Source organism: Sorangium sp. So ce119, assembly GCF_051524405.1.
GTDB classification, from domain to species: Bacteria; Myxococcota_A; Polyangia; order Polyangiales; family Polyangiaceae; genus Sorangium; species Sorangium cellulosum_G.
This window is the reverse complement of record NZ_CP150310.1, coordinates 2639029-2657485: the sequence shown is the minus strand read 5'-3', so window position 1 is coordinate 2657485 and position 18457 is coordinate 2639029. Positions and strand designations below refer to the sequence as shown.

The 18457-nt window shown below is 73.1% G+C and carries 16 protein-coding genes and 2 tRNA genes; 8 read left to right on the top strand and 10 right to left on the bottom strand.

Translation table 11 applies throughout. The features are described 5' to 3' along the window. Window positions 1-70: 70 nt before the first annotated feature. The 4 genes from WME76_RS10215 to WME76_RS10200 form a co-directional block, all read right to left on the bottom strand. Window positions 71-2185: a hypothetical protein gene (locus WME76_RS10215; protein WP_437959961.1), complete on the bottom strand. Its 2115-nt coding sequence runs from the start codon at window positions 2183-2185 to the stop codon at window positions 71-73. Beyond that, window positions 2182-3315 carry a hypothetical protein gene (locus tag WME76_RS10210; protein WP_437959960.1) on the bottom strand — a complete coding sequence of 378 codons (1134 nt, stop codon included), beginning with the start codon at window positions 3313-3315 and terminating at the stop codon, window positions 2182-2184. Before WME76_RS10210 ends, WME76_RS10215 begins: the two co-directional genes overlap by 4 nt. A gap of 174 nt (window positions 3316-3489) precedes the next feature. Further along, window positions 3490-3798 (bottom strand): hypothetical protein, encoded by a 309-nt coding sequence (locus WME76_RS10205; protein WP_061618292.1) that lies wholly within the window; start codon window positions 3796-3798, stop codon window positions 3490-3492. A gap of 309 nt (window positions 3799-4107) precedes the next feature. Then, window positions 4108-5580, bottom strand: coding sequence for a DUF4178 domain-containing protein (locus tag WME76_RS10200; protein WP_437959959.1), 1473 nt, complete (start codon window positions 5578-5580; stop codon window positions 4108-4110). A gap of 65 nt (window positions 5581-5645) precedes the next feature. Here WME76_RS10200 and WME76_RS10195 point away from each other — a divergent pair, with 65 nt between their 5' ends. From WME76_RS10195 to WME76_RS10185, 3 genes are all read left to right on the top strand, one after another. Further along, window positions 5646-7238 carry a polyamine aminopropyltransferase gene (locus WME76_RS10195; RefSeq protein ID WP_437959958.1) on the top strand — a complete coding sequence of 531 codons (1593 nt, stop codon included), beginning with the start codon at window positions 5646-5648 and terminating at the stop codon, window positions 7236-7238. Window positions 7239-7242: 4 nt separating this feature from the next. Further along, window positions 7243-8892, top strand: a complete 1650-nt coding sequence (locus tag WME76_RS10190) for an FAD-dependent oxidoreductase (RefSeq protein WP_437959957.1) — start codon at window positions 7243-7245, stop codon at window positions 8890-8892. A gap of 269 nt (window positions 8893-9161) precedes the next feature. Continuing rightward, on the top strand, window positions 9162-9980 hold the full coding sequence (locus WME76_RS10185; protein WP_061620634.1) for a PP2C family protein-serine/threonine phosphatase: 819 nt from the start codon (window positions 9162-9164) through the stop codon (window positions 9978-9980). Window positions 9981-10120: 140 nt separating this feature from the next. Here the strand turns inward: WME76_RS10185 and WME76_RS10180 are convergent, their stop codons facing one another. The 4 genes from WME76_RS10180 to groES form a co-directional block, all read right to left on the bottom strand. After that, window positions 10121-10888 (bottom strand): MBL fold metallo-hydrolase, encoded by a 768-nt coding sequence (locus WME76_RS10180; RefSeq protein ID WP_061620633.1) that lies wholly within the window; start codon window positions 10886-10888, stop codon window positions 10121-10123. 4 nt (window positions 10889-10892) lie between these two features. Continuing rightward, window positions 10893-11063 (bottom strand): hypothetical protein, encoded by a 171-nt coding sequence (locus WME76_RS10175; RefSeq protein ID WP_437959956.1) that lies wholly within the window; start codon window positions 11061-11063, stop codon window positions 10893-10895. A gap of 194 nt (window positions 11064-11257) precedes the next feature. Continuing rightward, window positions 11258-12955, bottom strand: coding sequence for a chaperonin GroEL (groL, locus tag WME76_RS10170; RefSeq protein ID WP_437959955.1), 1698 nt, complete (start codon window positions 12953-12955; stop codon window positions 11258-11260). A gap of 65 nt (window positions 12956-13020) precedes the next feature. Beyond that, the gene (groES, locus tag WME76_RS10165) at window positions 13021-13326 is read right to left on the bottom strand and encodes a co-chaperone GroES (protein WP_061607224.1); all 306 of its coding nucleotides are present in this window, start codon (window positions 13324-13326) and stop codon (window positions 13021-13023) included. A 531-nt stretch (window positions 13327-13857) separates the two neighbouring features. On the opposite strand from groES, the gene WME76_RS10160 reads away from it, so the two are divergent. The 4 genes from WME76_RS10160 (at window position 13858) to WME76_RS10145 (ending at window position 15639) form a co-directional block, all read left to right on the top strand. Beyond that, window positions 13858-13931 (top strand) — tRNA-Gln (locus WME76_RS10160). A 39-nt stretch (window positions 13932-13970) separates the two neighbouring features. Continuing rightward, window positions 13971-14045, top strand: a tRNA-Glu gene (locus WME76_RS10155). A gap of 307 nt (window positions 14046-14352) precedes the next feature. Beyond that, window positions 14353-15048: an NUDIX hydrolase gene (locus tag WME76_RS10150; RefSeq protein WP_437959954.1), complete on the top strand. Its 696-nt coding sequence runs from the start codon at window positions 14353-14355 to the stop codon at window positions 15046-15048. 198 nt (window positions 15049-15246) lie between these two features. Further along, complete coding sequence (locus WME76_RS10145) at window positions 15247-15639, top strand: hypothetical protein (RefSeq protein WP_433935943.1); 393 nt, start codon at window positions 15247-15249, stop codon at window positions 15637-15639. Here the strand turns inward: WME76_RS10145 and WME76_RS10140 are convergent. Continuing rightward, the gene (locus WME76_RS10140) at window positions 15631-16599 is read right to left on the bottom strand and encodes a hypothetical protein (protein WP_437959953.1); all 969 of its coding nucleotides are present in this window, start codon (window positions 16597-16599) and stop codon (window positions 15631-15633) included. The two genes, WME76_RS10145 and WME76_RS10140, sit on opposite strands and share 9 nt — an antisense overlap. 544 nt (window positions 16600-17143) lie before the next feature. Here WME76_RS10140 and WME76_RS10135 point away from each other — a divergent pair. Continuing rightward, window positions 17144-18031, top strand: a complete 888-nt coding sequence (locus WME76_RS10135; protein ID WP_437959952.1) for a DNA adenine methylase — start codon at window positions 17144-17146, stop codon at window positions 18029-18031. A gap of 33 nt (window positions 18032-18064) precedes the next feature. On the opposite strand, the gene WME76_RS10130 is transcribed toward WME76_RS10135, so the two are convergent. Next, the gene (locus WME76_RS10130; protein WP_437290609.1) at window positions 18065-18331 is read right to left on the bottom strand and encodes a hypothetical protein; all 267 of its coding nucleotides are present in this window, start codon (window positions 18329-18331) and stop codon (window positions 18065-18067) included. Between the last annotated feature and the right edge of the window lie 126 nt (window positions 18332-18457).

Sequence of the window (18457 nt, the reverse complement as noted above, 5' to 3'; positions counted from 1 at the left end):
GCGATCCCGGTCGCCCGGCGGCGCGGTCGCGCGAGGTTCATTACGTTCCAGGGCGGAGATGAGGGCGGGATCACTCCACCGGAGGGGCGGCGGAGCGCGCCCGGGCGGCGCTCTCGGGCGCGCTGCGCTCCGCGGCGCCGACGAACACGGCGGCCGCCAGCTCCCCGAAGCGCGCCTCGACGGCCCCGACGGCGTCGGCGTCGCTCGCGGCTCGCTCGAGCCAGTCGAGCAGGGCGGCGAGCTCCTCCCGCACGCGCGGCGAGCGCGCCGGCGCCGGGCGGCTCACGGCGAGGCCGCGGACGAGGAGCGAGAGGTGCCGCAGCACGACGCCCGCGCCGTGGGCGCGCTGGCGCCGGGGGTCTCCCGCGGTGAGGCGGGCGTGGCGCGCGAGGGCGCAGACGCCGTGGCAGAGGCCCGGGTCGGCGAGCAGCGCGCGGACGGCCCAGCGCGCGAGGCGGCGCGAGTACAGGCCGCGGGCGAGCGGGCGCGCCGCGCGCGCGTCGTGCCAGGCGCGCGCGGCGTCGTCCTCGCCGAGGAGCACCAGCGAAAGCGCGATCGGATCGCCGGCGGCGAGGCAGGCCCGGCCCGCGTCCATGCGGCCGTAGCCGTGCTTCGCGTTGTGGCCGTCGCGGTCGCGCGCCTCGGGGAGGAGGTCCCACCTGTCGGCCACCGGCTCGGCCGACGCGGGCGCCTCGGGGGGCACCGGGTCGAGCGTGCGCCGGACGAGGGCGTCGAGCTCGGGCACGCGGAGCGCGGGGTTCTGCGCCAGGACGAGGAGCAGGGCGCCCGCGGCGAGGGCCGACGCCCCGCTCGACTCCGCGTGGCAGAGCCGCTCGGCCGCGGGCTCCACGCCCGACGCGGGCGGGAGCGGGCACGTGAGATCGTCGCCGGGCGCGAGCCACCGCACCGCCGGGCCGCGGTTGGCGAAGGGGCGGCTGCGCCGCCGGCGATCCCGCCAGAGGAACCAGCCCTCGCCGCGGGCGGCCGGGCCGACGCAGAACACGCGCGGGTCGCTCGCGGGCTCGCCGAACCCGAGCGAGAAGCTCGCGTGGAGCGAGTCGGGGGGGCTCGACGCCTCGCGGCCGGTCGGGAACACGACCGGGCAGCCCCGCCCGCCGCGCCCGAGGCGGGCGGCGAACTCGAGCGCGTCGTCGAGCATCGGCGTCGTCGAGCCCTCGATGTACGCGGCGCAGACAACGACGTCGGCGCCGTCGCTGACCGCCTGGACGATCGCGACCGGCAGGGCGAGGACGCACCCGCCCGGCTTCGGGATCAGGTAGAGCCGCGGCGAGGCGTCCGGCGCGACGCCGCGGAAGCCGCCGGGGCGGCGGACCCCGACGGCCCACGCGACCATCAGCGCGCCGTGCGCCTGGCTGCGCGGCGGCTGCTCGACAAGGACCAGCACCTCGCGGTCGAGCCCGAGCTCGTCGGCCGCCTGGCCGTCATCGTCGATCACGCCGAGGCGCATCCCGGCGCCGGTCCCGCAGCGGCGGCGATCGACGGCGATCCCGCCCTCCTCGGCGCGGAGGAACCAGCGGCCTGGCGTGACGGGCTCGTCCTCGTCCGAGGCGCCGCGCGGGGCCCAGCCCTCGCCGGGGCGCGCCGGGTCGGCCGGGGCGGCGTCGAAGCGCGGCGCGACCGCGGCGCTCGTGCGCTGGGCCGACGCGACGTAGCGCACCGGGAGCCCCGCGGCCGCGAGCGCCGCGGCGACCTCGGCGCGCCGCCCGCGATCGGGCGACCGGACGCGCAGCCAGAAGATGGGCGCCCGCTCGACGATCCGCTCGACCTCGACCCCGGACCACCGCGCCGAGAGCGCCGCGATCACGGCGTCGGGCGCCACGGCGCGGCGCGCGGCGACGACCACATCGAGGGGACCGCCGTCGTCGTCGCACGCGGCCGTCGGCACCGGGGCATAGCCGAAGTCCCACGGCGGGCGCGGCGGGCGCTCCCTGCGCGAGGCGGCGGACGCCGGGGGCGGGGCGCTCGAGCGGCTGCGCTCCGGGCGGGCGGGTCCTTCCTCCGGGAAGCCCTCCCCTCCTGGGACGGCCGCGCCGCCCTCCGGACAGCCCGCGCCTCCTGGGGTGGCCGCGCCGCCCTCGAGGGGGGCCGCCCCCCCTGGCGTGGCCGCGCCGCCCGCCGGAGGCCCCCCTCCCTTTCGCGTGGCCGCGCTGCGGCCCCGGCTCATGCCAGCACGGCCTTGGCCCACGACTTGAGCGCATGGGCGCGGTTGGCGAAGCCCGGGCTCTCGGCCTCGCACCGCGCGAGCTCCTGCGCCTGCACCTCCCTCCCCTCCGCCCAGGCGGCGACGCGGCGCGCGCCGAGGACGGCCGCGCGCCGCCGGGCGGCGCGGAAGCACCGGCGCTCCCCGTCGAGCATCGCCCCGAGGACGCCGGCCTCGAGGACCATGCGCCGTACGGGGATCAGGGACGAGGGCGCGCTGGAGGCCGGCGGCTCGCTCTGCGCCTTCGGGGTCGCGGCGATGCCCCACGGCGGCGTGCCGAGCGGCCCGTACGCGACCGCGCCGCGGCGGTGCGCGCCGCCGCGGGCGCGGCCCTGGCCGCGCGCGGCGTCGTCATCCCCGTCGTCGGCGTCGTCGACGTCTGGTTCCCCGTGCGCGCGCGACCGGAGCTCCGAGGCCAGGACGACGGCCCACGCGCCGCCGCGCTGGTAGTCGTCCTGCCAGTCCATGACGTCGTCGTGGAGCTGCAGGCCCAGCCACACCGACGAGAGCATCCGCGAGAGCACCTCGCGCTGCGCGGCCGTCCAGCCCGCGGCGTGCGCCAGGGCGATCGACGCCGGGAAGCCGACGCTCTGCTTGGCGAGCGAGAGCGCGTAATAGCGGCTGAAGCCGGCGGGCTCGCCGCTGGCGAGGAGGGCGCGCTCCGCCCCGATGGCGAGCAGCGTGGCGTCGTCCGCGCGGGCGAAGTCGATGGCCGGGTCGTCGACGCCGGGGGCGACGCGGCGGAGCGCCTCGTCGCGCGCCCGCCGCGCGTGGGCCAGGATCGCCTCGAGCTGCCAGGTCGGGCGGACCTGCGCGTCGTGGATGCGGTCGGTGCCGAACGCCTCGATGACGGCGAGCACGTGCGCGAGGAGCGCGTCCTGCACCGTGGCCCCCCGGACCCCCGGCATCGCCTCCGCGAGCAGCGCGGGCGCGGCCAGGGTGAACTCGTTGCGGAACACCGCGCTCCAGGGCACGTCGCGCGACGGCGCCAGGCCGAGGGTGTGGGCCAGCCCCTGCGCCTCGGCGTGCAGCATGCCGGGGAGCGTCCGCCAGAACGCCTTGTAGAGCTCATCCACCCAGAGCGCCTCATCCATGAGCGGGCACCTCCGTCGCCAGGCGCGCCGCCCCGCCGGACCTGCGCCGCGCGCTCCGGGCGCCGGTGGACGGCCGCGCACCCGGGGCGCCGGTAGATGGCACCGGGGCGGAGCCGCGCCGCTGAGATGTACGTCGATGGCGGTGCAACCCCGCCTGTCGCCTGCGCCGCAGCATCAATAAATGTTCGACTCCTTCCAGGGCGACAGGCACACGTTGATGCGCTCCTCGACCACGATGGCCCGCCACTGGAGCACCTGAGCGGCGCTCAGCCCGTCGAAGAAGCCGCCGATCCAGGAGCGGATGCGCCCGTTGAGCTCCGCGCGGACGCTGGCCGCATCCGCCGGCTCCTCGTCGGACTCGGGCGCGACGACGTAGAGGGCGAGGAGCTGCTTGAACTCGTCGAAGTGCTCCTGGTTCCGGAGCAGGGAGATGTAGAGCGCGCGCAGCTGTGCGTGCGGATCGACCGAATTCACGGTTTGCATGGTCCTCCGTCACCGGCCCGCGCCGGCTTCGGCGGCACATTGCACGTCACGGGCCGCCGCCGACCAGCGTGTAAACCGTTGAAATCACTCGGCCGCCACGGACGGCCGGCCGCGAACGGTACCCGAAACCGACCATCGTCTGCCCGAATCCGACCGCTCCGCTCGCCGCGCGATCACCCTCGCTGCGGGGGGTGGACACAGGCATGTCCAGCCCTCGGCACCCCGACTCGGCACCAGCCGGATCGCGTCAGTCGCCGCGTCGCGACGCCGTTCGATTCAAGCCCAGCCGAATCGAGCAGTGAAGCTGGATCACTTTCCGCCGCCGAAGCTCGGGCTGCTCCCGCCGGTCGGAACGAAGATGACGCCCCCGCCGCCCCCGCCGCAGTCGCTGAGCGCGCTGAGGAGGATGAGGACGATGATCACGACGACGATGATGACGAGGATCGTGCCGGCGCTCATCCCCGTCCCGCCGCCGAGCGCGGGGCGCGGCGGGGGCGACAGGTGGAAGGCGGCGGCGAGCTCCTTGCCTGGGAGCGGCGAGCAGAACGACACGCTGACCTCGGTCGGGGCCTGCTCGATGCTGATCTTGCCGTCCGAGCCCTGGTACTCCGTCGCCTGGACCGACTCGCCGATCTCGACCTTCCAGTAGAACTCGCCGATGACGTACTCCACCTCGGCCTGGACGCTCTGCTTGAGCGAGTACGTCTGTCCCTTGTAGGTCGCGACCGAGCCCATGGGCTGGACCTCGCCGGGCGAGAGCGGCGCCACGAGCTGCCACGCGCCGTCCTCTTCCATGAGCCACAGGTAGCCGACGCTCGGCCCGCCATAGAGCAGGTACTCCCGCCAGCGGTAGCGCTCGCCCTCCACCGTGCAGCCCCGGATGACGAAGCCGATGCAGAGCACGCGCATGCCGCGGAGCTGGCCCTCGGCGCCGAGCGGGACGTACGGCTCCATGGGCGGCCGGGGGACCTGGCCGAGCGCGGTGAGGGCGCCCTTCGAGAGGTCGCTCGCGGTGCCGCAGTACCGGCAGACGATGCGCTCCGCGGTGCCGGGGGCGGCGAGCGGCAGGTTGCCGCCGCAGTTGGGGCACGCCACGGCGGTCACCTGCGCCGAGGGCATCTCCACGGGCGCGCCGGTGTCGAGCCGCATCACGGCCGGGTCGAACTGCCGGCCCAGGTAGAGCTTCGGCGGGATGCTCCGGCCGTCGCCGTAGTCGAGGGTCCCGAACTCGCCCTGCGGCCCCGCGATGTCGACGAAGACGGTCACCACGCCCGGCGGGGCGACGTAAGGCATCTCGCCTTCGGCCGAGATGACGCGCCGGCGTCCCACCTCGACGACGGTGAACATCCCGTGCCCCTCGAGGTGGACGCGCGCGCCGGGCTGGAGGGCGGTCCACGGCGGGAGGCCGTTCAGCGGGAGCGGCGCCTCGCTGGTCGCGTACCAGCGCCCCTGGGCGAAGGCGACCCACGTCCAGCGGCCGCTGTTCGGGAACGCGATGAAGATCTCCTGCCAGGGCGCGCCCGGCGCGCCGGCGCGGTCGAGCTGCACGCGGCCGTCGACCACGAACGGCTCGTTGCCCCAGCGCCCGGTGACCCCGACCTGCAGGGGCGTGGGGATCTCGACGAGGTCGGCGACGCGGCCGATGGCGCGCAGGTCCCGGTCGGTGCGGGCGATGACGAACTTGCAGTGCTTGCACACCTGGGCCATCGCGCCCGCGAAGCGAAACGTGATCGGCGCGCCGCAGGAGGGGCACGCGGCTGCTCGGTCGAAGGGCGTGCTCACGCGAGCACCATACTAGAAGCGGAGGCCAGCTGTGATCCAGCACGAGCGGTGCTAGGACCGCGCCGATGCCGGTCACCGAGGAGAGCTCGACGGGCGCCGCGCTGGCCCCTGCTGGAGACGCCCTGGCGGCGCAGCCGCTGCCCCGGCTCGTGCACCCGGCGCTCCTCGCGAGCGTGTTCGTCATCGCCACGTCGGGGCTCATCTACGAGCTCATCACCGGCACGCTCGCGAGCTACGTCCTCGGCGACTCGGTGACGCAGTTCAGCTTCGTCATCGGCCTTTACCTGTTCGCGATGGGGATCGGCTCGTACCTCTCGCAGTACATCGAGAGCCGCCTCCTCGAGCGCTTCGTCGAGATCGAGCTCGGCCTCGCGCTCGTGGGCGGGCTCTCCGCGCCGATGCTGTTCCGGGTCTACACCGCGCTCGGGGCGTTCCGCGCGCTGCTCTACTCGCTGGTGCTGCTCATCGGCGTGCTCGTGGGGCTCGAGATCCCGCTGCTCATCCGGCTGCTCAACTTCTCGCTCGATCTCAAGCGCCTCGTCGCGCGGGTGCTCACGCTCGACTACATCGGCGCCCTCGCCGCGAGCCTGCTCTTCCCCGCGATCTTCCTGCCGCGCCTCGGGATCCACCAGACGAGCCTCTTCTTCGGCCTGCTCAACGCGGCGGTCGCGCTCACGAGCACGTTCCTCTTCCCGCTCGAGCGCGCCGTCATCATCAAGCTGCGGGCGCTCTGCCTCGTCGTCATCGCGGGGCTCGGGGTCGCGTTCGCGCTCGTCTCGCGGTTCGTCGAGCGCTCGGAGGCGCTCTACTTCGGGGCGCCCATCGTCTACGCGGCGCAGTCGCCGTACCAGCGCATCGTCGTCACGAGGGGCCCGCGCACCACGCGCCTGTTCCTGAACGGCAACCTCCAGTTCTCGTCCGACGACGAGCACCGGTACCACGAGGTGCTCGTGCACCCGGCCGTCGCGGCGCTCGGGCGCGATCCGCGGCGCGCGCTGGTCCTCGGCGGCGGGGACGGGCTCGCCGCGCGCGAGCTGCTCCGGTACCCGTCGATCGAGCAGATCCTGCTCGTCGACCTCGACGCCGCGGTCACGGGCGCCTTCCGCGACCTGCCGCTCGCCGCGGACCTGAACGGTGGCGCGCTCCGCGATCCGCGCGTCGTCATCCGCAACCAGGACGCGTTCAAGTACCTCGAGGAGTCGACCGAGTCGTTCGATCTCGCGATCGTCGACTTCCCCGATCCGGGCAACTACGCGGTCGGCAAGCTGTACACGGACGCCTTCTACCACCTGCTCCGGCAGCGGATCTCCGTGCGCGGCCTCGCCGTGGTCCAGGCGACGTCGCCGCACTACGCGCGCGAGTCGTTCTGGTGCGTCGTGACGACGCTCGAGGCGGCCGGCTGGAAGACCGCGCCGCTGCACGTCTATGTGCCGAGCTTCGGCGAGTGGGGGTTCATCCTGGCCGGCGGCGAGGGGCTCGCCGCGCCCGGCGCCCTCCGCGTCGATCCGTCGAAGCTCCGCTACCTCGACTCGAGCGGCCTGCCGGAGCTCTTCCGGTTCCCGCGCGATCTCGGCCGCGTCGAGGCGCCGGTGAACCGGCTGAACGACCAGAAGCTCGTCTCCGTCTACACGCGCGAGTGGGCCGAGTGGTCGCGGTGATCCGGTGAACCGCCGCGGCTTCCTGAGCTCCGTCGCCGCGGGCTGGCTCGTGCACGCGGCCTCGCCGGGGCGACCGCCGCTCGCCGGCGAGATCGTCGGCGCGGCCCACGGCGCGGGTCACCTGCTCCGCGGCGGCACCGCGCGCGCGTCGACCCTGACGGCGTCAGGCCCGCCGGAGCGCGCGGACGTCGTGATCGTCGGCGGCGGGGTGAGCGGGCTGTCGGCCGCGTGGCGCCTCGCCGACGCCGGGCTCGATCTGCGCGTGCTCGAGCTCGAGCCGCGGCCCGGCGGCACGAGCGCGTGGGGCGAGGACGGCGTGGTGCCGTACCCGTGGGGCGCGCACTACCTCGCCGCGCCGAACGTGGAGGCGCGCGCGACGCTGCGGCTGCTCGATCAGATGGGCGTCGTCACCGGGTGGGACGCGGCGGGGCGCCCCGTGTTCGATCCGCGCAGGCTCTGCCACGCGCCGGGCGAGCGGCTGTTCTACGACGGCGCGTGGCACGCCGGCCTCGCGCCGGTCGACGCGCTGCCGGACGACGCGCTGGAGGAGCTCGAGCGGTTCCACGCGCTCGAGGAGGACCTCACGGAGCTCACCGGCAGGGACGGGCGCGCGGCGTTCCAGATCCCGCTCGCGCGCTCGTCGCGGGATCCCGAGCTCCTCGAGCTCGACCGGATCAGCATGGCGGCGTGGCTCGATCGCGAGGGGTACCGCACGCCGTTCCTGCGCTGGTACGTGCGCTACGCGATGCTCGACGACTTCGGCGGCGAGCCGGAGGAGATCTCGGCCTGGGCGGGGCTGCACTACTTCGCGGGGCGCAAGGTGCGCACGCCGGCGCTCGCGGGGAGCCACTACCTGATCTGGCCCGAGGGCAACGGCCGGCTCGTGAAGGCGCTGCTCGAGCGCGCGGCGCCGCGCGTGTCGCTCGGCGCGCTCGTCACGTCGGTGCGCCCGCTGCCGGCGGGGAGCGTCGAGGTCGGCTACATCGACGTGCAGCGCGGCGAGGCGCGCCGGGTCGAGGCGCGCGCCGCGATCCTCGCGGCGCCGGCGTTCGTCGCGCGCCGGATCTTCGCGGGGGGCGCGGCGGGCGAGCTGCCCGAGCGGACCACGTCGGCGTGGCTCGTGGCGAACCTGCACGTCGAGCGGCCCCTCGACCCGAACCACGCGTGGGATTCCGTCCTCTACGGCGCGGACGGGCTCGGCTACGTCGACGCGCGCCACCAGCTCACCGATCTCGCGGCGGCGACGACGCAGCGGTCGCGCCTCGCGACGCCGATGCAGCGCACCGTGCTGACCTACTACCGCGCTTACGGCGGGCCCGACGTCGCCGCCGCGCGCGCGGCGCTGCTCGGCGCGCCGTGGGCGTCGATCGCGGACGGCGTGCTGCGCGATCTCGCGCCGGCGCACCCGCATCTGCGCGACGACGTCGCGCGCATGGACGTCATGATCTGGGGCCACGCGATGCCGCGCCCGCGCCCGGGCTTCCTCGGCGCGCGGCCGTTCGATCCGCCCTGCGCGCTCTCGGAGCGCGTCGCCTGGGCGCACGTCGATCAGGCCGGGATGGCGCTCTTCGAGGAGGCGCAGGCGTGCGGCGTGCGCGCCGCCGAGACGATCGCCGCCGCGCTCGGGATCGCGATCGGCGAGACCTGGCTCTGAGCGGGCGCCCGCGCCCGCGCCGGAAGCGCGCCGCGCGCGCTCGTGCGGGCGTACGCGGCATGCGCGGCGGGGAAATCCACGTCCCTCCTCATCTTTCAAGAGCAAAGTGCGCGCGGCGAGCGGGCGCCTCCGGGAGGGTCCGTCGCCCCCGCGACCGGCCGCTTCTTGCGGCCGCAGAGCGGCCCCTGTGGGAGATCCGGCCCAGGATTTCAGGTTTGCCCTCGCCTTGAACTTGCGCTGCCCCCCTGCTCCGCGTCTACTCTCTGCCCATGTTGCGGACCCGGTTTGCCGGGATGACGGATACCGGGCTCCTCCGGGACCACAATGAGGACAACCTCCTCGTCAGCGAGGAGTACCGTGTCGTGGCCGTGGCGGATGGCATGGGCGGACACCGCTCGGGCGACGTCGCGAGCCAGCTCGCCGTGAGCACCCTCTCGGACTTCCTGTCCGTGACGGTCGGGAGGGACGCGACGTGGCCGTTCCCTGCCGATCCGAACCTCACGGAGGAAGAGAACTACGTCGTCACCGGCCTCAGGCTGGCGAACCGGCGCATCTTCGATCGCTCGCTGAAGACGCTCGCCGACTTCGGCATGGGCACGACGATCGTGGCGGCGATGTTCTCCAAGGACGCCGAGCACGTGACGGTCGGCCACGTGGGCGACAGCCGCTGCTATCGCCTGCGCGACAGCCAGATCACGCAGCTCACGCGCGACCACTCGCTCGTCAGCGACGCCGCGCACATGGCGCCGTGGATGACCGAGGAGGAGGTCCGGCAGCTCCCGGCCAACGTCATCACGCGCGCGCTCGGCATCCGCGAGGACGTCCTCGTCGATCTCGTGACGGACGAGACGCGCCACGGCGACGTGTACCTCCTCTGCTCGGACGGCCTCTCCGGGCTCGTGAGCGACGATCAGATCCTCGAGCTCGTGATGTCCAGCGGCTCGCTGGACGCGGCGTGCAAGGCGCTCATCGACCGGGCGAACTACTTCGGCGGCACCGACAACATCACGGTCGTCCTTGCCCGCGTCGAGGAAGTCCCCGACGGCAAGCGCACCTTCAACGACGAGCCCACCCAGGAGAGCCGCTAGCGGCGCGTCGCCGCGCCCCCTCCGGCAGCGCCGGAGGAGCGAGGGTGCGGGCGAGCCCGGCGGGGTCCCCCCGCGGCGCGACGAGCAGGGTCTCCTCGGGCCGGGCAGCCCGGCCGCCTGCCGACCCGCGGGTTGGCTGGTTACAGGACGAAGTGGTCCATGAGCTGGAGGACCTCCAGGTTCAGCCCCTTCAGCGCGGCGCACTCCCGCTCCACCTCGGCCTGGAAGACCGGCTTGATGTGGTAGAGCATCGTCGGCAGGTCCTTCGGCGCGCGGTACTTCTGGAGCTCGACGGCGAGCGTCTGCGGCGTGTGGTGGCCGCTCACCGTGGCGAGGCGCTGCTCCCGGTCGGGGAAGCTGACCTCCATGAGCAGCGCGCGGAGGTCCTGCTGCTGGTTCAGCACCTCCCACAGCCGGTCGGTCGGCCCGGTGTCGCCGCTGTACGCGATGGCGCCGCCGCTCCCCTCGATCACGAACGCCGAGGCGTCGATCGTGTGCGTCACCTGGACCGCGCGCACGAGCCGCCCGGCCACCATCGTGGGGCGCTCCGGCTTGAGCTCGAGGTACTGGATGGTCGGCTGCGCGGGCGTCGGGATCACCGCGAAATCGGGCCACAGCACGTTGTTGAAGAAGTGCTTCTTCAGCGTCCGCAGCGTCTCGCGCGTGCCCGCGATCACGAGCGGCGGGCACCCGAGCTGGCAGCGGTTGTCCGCGATGGTGGCCAGGTCGCGGATGTGATCGAGGTGCGCGTGGCTCACGAGGCACGCCTCGATCCGCGCTTGCTCCTTGATCTCGAGCCCGCTCGTCAGCGAGCCCGCGTCGATCGCAAGGACGTCGTCCACGACGAACGCGCACGTGCGATGCCTGGGGGTCTCCCCGCCGTGGCAGCCGATGACGCGCAGCTCCACCGGCTCAGCTCTCTCCGCCGAGCTTCTGGGGCATCCTCGGGAGCTCGATGAAATCGCTCGATCGCCGCATGTCGGTCACCATGATCGCCGCCCCGGCGTGGGAATCGCCCCCGTGAAAGGGCACGTCGCCCGGCACGTACTCGCGGCCACGGGGGGCGAACGACGATTCCGACATTGCCCGAGAGTCTAGCGCCCTGCGCGACCGCGGGTCAAAAACCCAGGCAAGAGCGCTCGGCCTCACAAAGCGCGAGGGGCCCTCCAAGCATGCTTTGGAGGACCCCTCGGCCCGCTGCATCGGGAGCGGCGCGCTCGGCGGTCAGCGCCGGCGTGGAGGCCGGCGCCGGGACCGAGCGCGGCGCGGACAGGCGATCAACCCATGTCGAAGTCGCCCATGCCGCCCATGCCGCCCATGCCCCCCATGCCGCCCATGCCGCCCATACCCCCCATGCCGCCCATGCCGCCGGGGGCCCCGCCGCCCGCGGCCTTCTCCTTCTTGGGCTTCTCGGCGATGAGGGCCTCGGTCGTGAGCATCAGCGAGGAGACGCTGGCCGCGTTGGTGAGCGCGTGGCGCACGACCTTGGCCGGGTCGATGACCCCGCCAGCGAGCAGGTCCTCGTACGAGTCCGTCGCGGCGTTGTAGCCGAACGTGGGCGCGCCCGACCGGATCTTCTCCGCGACCACCGTCCCGTCGACACCAGCGTTCTGGGCGATCTGGCGGACCGGCGCCTCGAGGGCGCGGCGGACGAGCCGCACGCCGGCGTCGCGCCCGTCGTTGAACTTGAGCGCGTCGAGCGTGGCGGCCGCCCGGAGCAGGGCCACGCCGCCGCCGACCACGATGCCCTCCTCGACGGCGGCGCGGGTCGCGTGCAGCGCGTCCTCGACGCGCGCCTTCTTCTCCTTCATCTCCGTCTCGGTCGCCGCGCCGACCTTCACCACCGCGACGCCGCCGGCGAGCTTCGCGAGCCGCTCCTGGAGCTTCTCGCGATCGTAGTCGCTGGTCGTGTCCGCGATCTGCTTGCGGATCGCCTCGATGCGGCCCTTGATGGCCGTCTTGTCGCCCTGGCCGTCGACGATGACGGTGTTGTCCTTGTCGATCTCGACCCGCTTGGCGGTCCCGAGGTCGCGCACGGTGGCGCTCTCGAGCTTCTGCCCGAGGTCCTCCATGAACGGGGTCGCGCCGGTGAGGATGGCGATGTCCTTCAGCATCTCCTTGCGGCGATCGCCGAAGCCGGGCGCCTTCACGGCGGCCACCTTGATGGTGCCGCGCAGCTTGTTCACGACGAGCGTGGCGAGCGCCTCACCCTCGATGTCCTCGGAGAGGATGAGCAGCTCGCGCCCCTGCTTCACGACCTGCTCGAGCAGCGGCAGGAGGTCGGCCATCGCCGAGATCTTCTTCTCGTGGACGAGGATGAGCGGGTTCGTGAGCACCGCCGTCATCTTCTCGGCGTCGGTCACGAAGTAGGGCGAGAGGTAGCCGCGGTCGAACTGCATGCCGTCGACGGTCTCGAGCTCCGTCGTCATGCGCTTGTTCTCCTCGACCGTGATCACGCCCTCCTTGCCGACCTTCTCCATGGCGTCGGCGAGGATCTGGCCGATCTCCTTGTCGCCGTTGGCGCTGACCGTGGCGACCTGGGCGATCTGGTCCTTGTCCTTGGTGGGCTTGGCGGCCTGCTGCACCGCCTCGATGACCTTCGCGACCGCCGCGTCGATGCCGCGCTTCAGGTCCATCGGGTTGTGGCCGGCCTCGACGAGCTTGAGGCCCTCGCCGAAGAGCGCCTGCGCCAGCACCGTCGCCGTCGTCGTGCCGTCGCCCGCCTTGTCGCTCGTCTTCGAGGCGACCTCGCGCACCATCTGGGCGCCCATGTTCTCGAGCTTGCCGGCGAGCTCGACCTCCTTCGCCACCGTGACGCCGTCCTTCGTGACGACCGGCGCGCCCCAGCTCTTCTCGATGACGACGTTCCGGCCCTTGGGCCCGAGGGTCACCTTGACCGCATCGGCGAGCGTGTTCACGCCCTTCAGGATCGCGGCGCGGGCGCCGCGGCTATAAACGATCTGCTTCGCAGCCATCTCTCAATCCCCTCGCGGCCGCGCGGCCGCATCTGCAACGCTTGCGTTCGGTTGCCTGATCCGGATCACGTCGCGGCGGAGGCGGACTCCGTGACGGCGAGCACGTCGTCCTCGCGGAGGAGCACGTGCTCCTCGCCGTCGAGCTTCACCTCGGTGCCGCTGTACTTGCCGAACAGCACCTTGTCGCCGACCTTCACCTCGAGCGGGCGGACCTTGCCGTCCTTCAGGACCTTGCCGTTGCCCACGGCGACGACGCGCCCCTCGATCGGCTTCTCCTTCGCGGCGTCGGGGATGATGATGCCCCCCTTGGTCTTCGTCTCGCTCTCGACACGCTTGACGACAATCCGATCCTGCAGCGGCCTGATTCTCATGGTGGCTCCTCGTCCTCGGCTGGTTGACTGACCATCGGCCTCGCCGTAGGTCCCGCTCGCCCCCACCGCCGGGGCCTTCCGCCCACACGACGAGAGCTAAGTGCCCGGGATCACAGTTGCTTGGCACTCTCCTAGGCCGGTGGCTAAAACCGCGCCGAAAGTAAATCAGGCTCCCGGCGCGTCAAGGGCGCTCGGCAGACAGTCGCGACTTTTCGGCCGGCGCTGCGCCTCGAAAACAAAAACGGCAATTTCTGGAGGAACCGGGAAGCCGAAACTGAGGGCGCAACGTCGGTGGTGAAGCGGGCGGTGGCCAGGGGGGGCACCGTCGGGGTGGACGGACCCGGCGCCCGAGGGGCCGGCGCGCGCCAGGGTGGATCCGGCGGGGTGACGCTCGGCGGAAAAGGCGCGAAATGCAGCGGATTTTCGGCGCCGAGGAGCTTTCTTCGCCGGGCTCGATTTTCATCGCTTGACATACCGGGCAGCCCGAGTAGATTCCGCGGCCCGTGGCGCTGATGCAGAGCGCTCACCCCTTGGGGGATCGTCTAACGGCAGGACGCAAGATTCTGGCTCTTGCTATCAAGGTTCGAATCCTTGTCCCCCAGCCAGGCCGATCAGCTCTGCTGTAGGCCATCTCGACAGAACAAGGTCCCATCGTCTAGCGGTTAGGACATCGGCCTCTCACGCCGGTAACGCGGGTTCGATTCCCGCTGGGATCGCCACTCTGGCTTTTCTTTCCCTGCCAGCCCTCGCGCTGTCGCCGTTCGAACGTTCCGAACGACGCCGCCGGTCTGGCCTCCTCGGCACAGCAGCGCACCGTGTCGCCCCTTCGCGCCGGTAGCGACGCTGCCTGATCCGTTCGGGAGACTGCCGCCTGCGGCGCGATGAGCGCCCAGGGCGGCGCTGCGCGTCGCGCCTCTTCCTGATGAAGTACGGCTTCGTCGAGGAACACACGAGGCAGCCGGAACCACCGAACTCGTTGGGGTAGCAAGGGACGGCGCGCCGCTCGAGGTGCGGTACCCTCGACGCATGGCGGCGCAGGACGGGGACGAGCCCTTCGATGTCTTCGATCGCAGCGGCAAGCCGCTCGGCGTGCGCAAGGCGCGCAGGCTCGTCCACCGCGACGGCGACTGGCACCGGAGCGTCCACGTCTGGGTGCTCCTCGAGCGGGAGCCCGGCGCCTCCCGGGGCGACGCGGAGCCCTGGGTGCTGTTCCAGCAGCGCAGCCCGGAGAAGGACACGTGGCCCGGCGCCTTCGAGGTCGCCGTGTCCGGGCACTACCGCGCCGGCGAGGGCCTCGCGGAGGCGCTGCGCGAGGCGGAGGAGGAGATCGGCCTGCCGCTCGCGCCGGGCGACGTGATCCGGATCGGCACGCGCCGCAGCGTGGACGATCACGCGCCCGGCATCGTCGACCGCGAGCTGCAGGACGTGCTCGTCGCGACGACCCACCGCACGCTCGCGGCGTTCCGTCCGCATCCGGAGGAGGTCACCGCGCTGCTGTCGCTCCCGCTCAGCGCGGCGGTGCGCCTCGTCCGGGGTGAGGCGCAGAGCGTGACCGGCCTGCTGCGGGACGCGCCGGACGCCGCGGGCGCGGTGAAGATCGCGCCGCGCGACGTGCGGCTCGACGAGTTCGTGGCGGCGCGCGACGGCTACTACGAGCGCGCGCTCGACTCCATCCGCCGCCGCCTCGCGGGCGAGACGCCGGCGCTGTGGTCCATCGGCTAGCTGCGCCGATCGGCCACCGGCGACCTGCGCCGATCGGCCACCGGCGACCTGCGCCGATCGGCCACCGGTGACCTGCGCCGATCGGCCACCCGCGACGGGAGCTCCGGCGCGCGGAGCCAGGGCGTCGCGCCGCGATCGGCCGCCGATTTCTTGGGCATCCGCGGCGGTCGGAGCAGAGTCGCGGCCGGAGGCACCCCGATGAAGCAGCAGATGACGCCGAGCGATGTCCCTCAAGATGCCGTGGAGCGCTGCCTGGTGGAGGCGATGCAGGGGAGCGGCGCGCGCGCCGTGGCCCTCGCCGGCGAGGAAGGCCTGCTGCTCGCCGGGGCGCGCGGCGCTGGCGGCGCGGGGAGCGACGACGAGCTCGCGCTGCTCGCCGCGCTGGGCGCCGGCTGCGCCGACAAGGTCACCGGGTACGCCGAGCTCGACGAGTTCGTCGACGCGGTGGCCGGCGGCGACGACTTCTACGCGACGCGGCTCACGGTGTGCGACCGGACGCTCTACCTCGCGTCGATCGGCGCGCGCGTCCCGCAGCAGAAGAAGATCGCCGCGGAGCTCGGCAAGATCCTCGCGCCCGTGCTGTCAGCCTGAGCCGCGGCGCGCCTCGGCCGGGCGCCGGGGCCGCTCCGACGGGCCCGCCGAGGCGAGGAGGAACCCCTCGGCCCGGTGCGGGGCGAGGCCGCAGCGCGCGTTCATGCGCTTCGCGATCTCGTCGCCGGCCCTGACGAGCGCGTAGAACCACCGGATCCCGAAGAGCTCGTGCCCCTCCCGGAGCGCCGCGGCCTGGAGCGGCGCCCCGAGCCCGCGGCCGCGGTACTCGTCGCGCAGGCAGGTGCAGATCGGCATGCCGGTCCAGGAAGGCGCCTCGCCCACGTCGGAGATCCAGAGCGGCGGGGCGCCCAGCAGCCCGAGCTGCGAGCGCGCCTCGCGCCCGCCCTCGGCAGGCGCCGGCCGCGTCAGGACGCACAGGGTCGTGCAGCCGACCAGCGCGCCTCGGCCGTCGCGCAGCGCGAGGGTCAAGGAGCGCCCGTCGCCGCCGCGCAGGGTCCACCCCGGGAGCGGCGCGTGGCCGCTCTCGGCCTGGAGCTCCTGGATCGCGCGGATCGCGTCGTCGTCGTCGTCCGGCGACACCCTGGACAGGTGGAGGCCCGCCGGGAACGAGCGGAACCGGCCGAGGCCCTGCACCGCGGCCCATACCTCGCCGGCCGGGGCGCCCATCACGGAGAGCCCCTCGTCGACGGAGAGCCCCGCCTGGCGCAGCGACGCGGCGAGCGCAGGGAGCTCCGGCCGGGGGGCGTGCAGGAGCACACGCTCGAAGCAGCGCACAAGCGTCTCGCGGCGGTCCGGCGGCGTCCTCTGGGCGTGCAGCAGCAGGAGCGACCGACCGTCGGTGGTCATGCCGTCCTGCTCCGCGATCCAGCCGCGCGCGGCGTAGAGGATCCGCTGAGCCCGGTAATCCGCAGCCTCGCCGAAGCAGCCAGGTCCGTCCGCCGGAGCGGGGCGGCGCTGCTGCGGGGCGTCGTCGCGATCGAGGTCGAAGGCAAGCATCATGGCGGCATTCCTCCTGTCGAGAGGGAACGGCGGCTTCGACAAAAGCCGCCACACGGCGCGGGGCGCCCGCGCGCTGCGCCCGGGCGAGCCCCTGCCGCGCCGCCCAGGGCCGGCGGCGAGACGGCCCGAGGCGGCGGTGCGTGAATGCGGGAGAGCTCCGCCCCATCGAGCGGCTGCTCGGCCCGCGTGACGAGACTTCAACTTATCCCTGCTCCGCTGCCGCGCAAGCGACGACATCCCATGATCCGGGCGGTGGACAGACGCGGTCATTCGCGCTCACGCTTGCTTGCAACTATCCGTAATTGCTCATCAAATGAATCAACACCCGCCCTCGGCGACAAGGCACATCACCGTCCGTGGGGGTCGGGTTGTGGACATAGAACGTCCTAGCCCGGAGCGACGCGTGGCGCGCCTCATGGTGCCCCGGCGGTCGCGCGCCGGGGGCGGACCGGCGAGGCGCTCTGGACGGTGAGCTGGCTCGCGGTGAGCCGCGGCGGTTGAGGACGATCGCGCGCCCTGGTAGGTTGGCGTCCAGTATTGCGCGATGACCACCGCACTTGTCACCGAACCCGACAGCGCCGCGCCCCCGCTGCCACGCCCGTTCCTCAAGTGGGCCGGCGGCAAGGGCCAGCTCCTCCGGCAGTTCCAGCCGCTGCTGCCCGCGTCGTACGGGCGCTACTTCGAGCCGTTCGTGGGAGGAGCAGCGCTGTTCTTCTGCCTGCAGCCGAAGCGCGCGGCCCTGACGGACGTCAACGCCGAGCTCATCGACTGCTACCGGGCGGTGCGCGATCGGGTCGAGGACGTCATCGCCGCGCTGGGCAGCCACGCCTACGATCAGGCGCATTACTACAGGGTTCGCGATCTCGACCCGACCACGCTCTCGCTGCCGGAGCGCGCCGCGCGGACCATCTTCCTGAACCGGACCGGCTTCAACGGGCTGTACCGCGTCAACAGCGCCGGCCGCTTCAACGTGCCTTTCGGCCGCTACGTGAACCCGTCGATCTGCAACCCGCCCCAGCTCCGGGCCTGCTCGGCGGCGCTCCAGGGCGTCGAGCTCGAGGTCCGCGACTTCGAGCGCGTGCTCGACCACGCCGAGGAGGGCGACTTCGTCTACCTGGACCCGCCGTACTCGCCCGTCTCGTCGACCGCGAACTTCACGTCCTACAGCGCGGGCGGCTTCAGCTTCCGCGACCAGGAGCGCCTCGCGGCCCTGTTCGCCGCGCTCGACGAGCGAGGCGTCAAGGTGATGCTCTCGAACTCCGATGTTCCGGAGATCCCGCCGCTCTACAAGCGGTTCAAGATCGACCGCGTGGCGGCGCTCCGGAGCATCAACGCGAAGAGCGACGCCCGGGGCCGCGTGGGAGAGATCGTGATCAGGAATTACGGGAGCAAGCGCGGACGCAAGGCCGCGGTGGCGGAGAAGACGGGCTGAGCCCCGCGCGCTGCGCGCCGCTCAGCGCGCCCCTCAGTCGATGGTCTTCGACTCGTGCTTCTCGGGATCGGGGGCCACGCACTCCTCGGCGTGGGCCATGGCCACCTCGATCTCCTCGTGGATCTCGCGCGAGGTGATCTTCTTTCCCGACGGATCGACGGCCTCCCACACGAAGCCGCGTTGCTCGCCGGGACGCTCGGGAATCCAGCGGACCCGCAAGGTCCAGCCGCGCACCTCGGCCTGATAACCGCCTTCCTCGTGATCGCGCTGCCATGCGGAGACGGTGGGGTGCTTCAGCATCGCAAGGTCTCCGGATCAGCGGGTCGTGAGGACAAAAGAACTGTTCCCGAATGGCCGCGCTCCCCCCCCGAGCAACGCCGCCGTCCGGGAACACGGGGAAGATAGCAGGCGCCTGGCGCGGGGCGA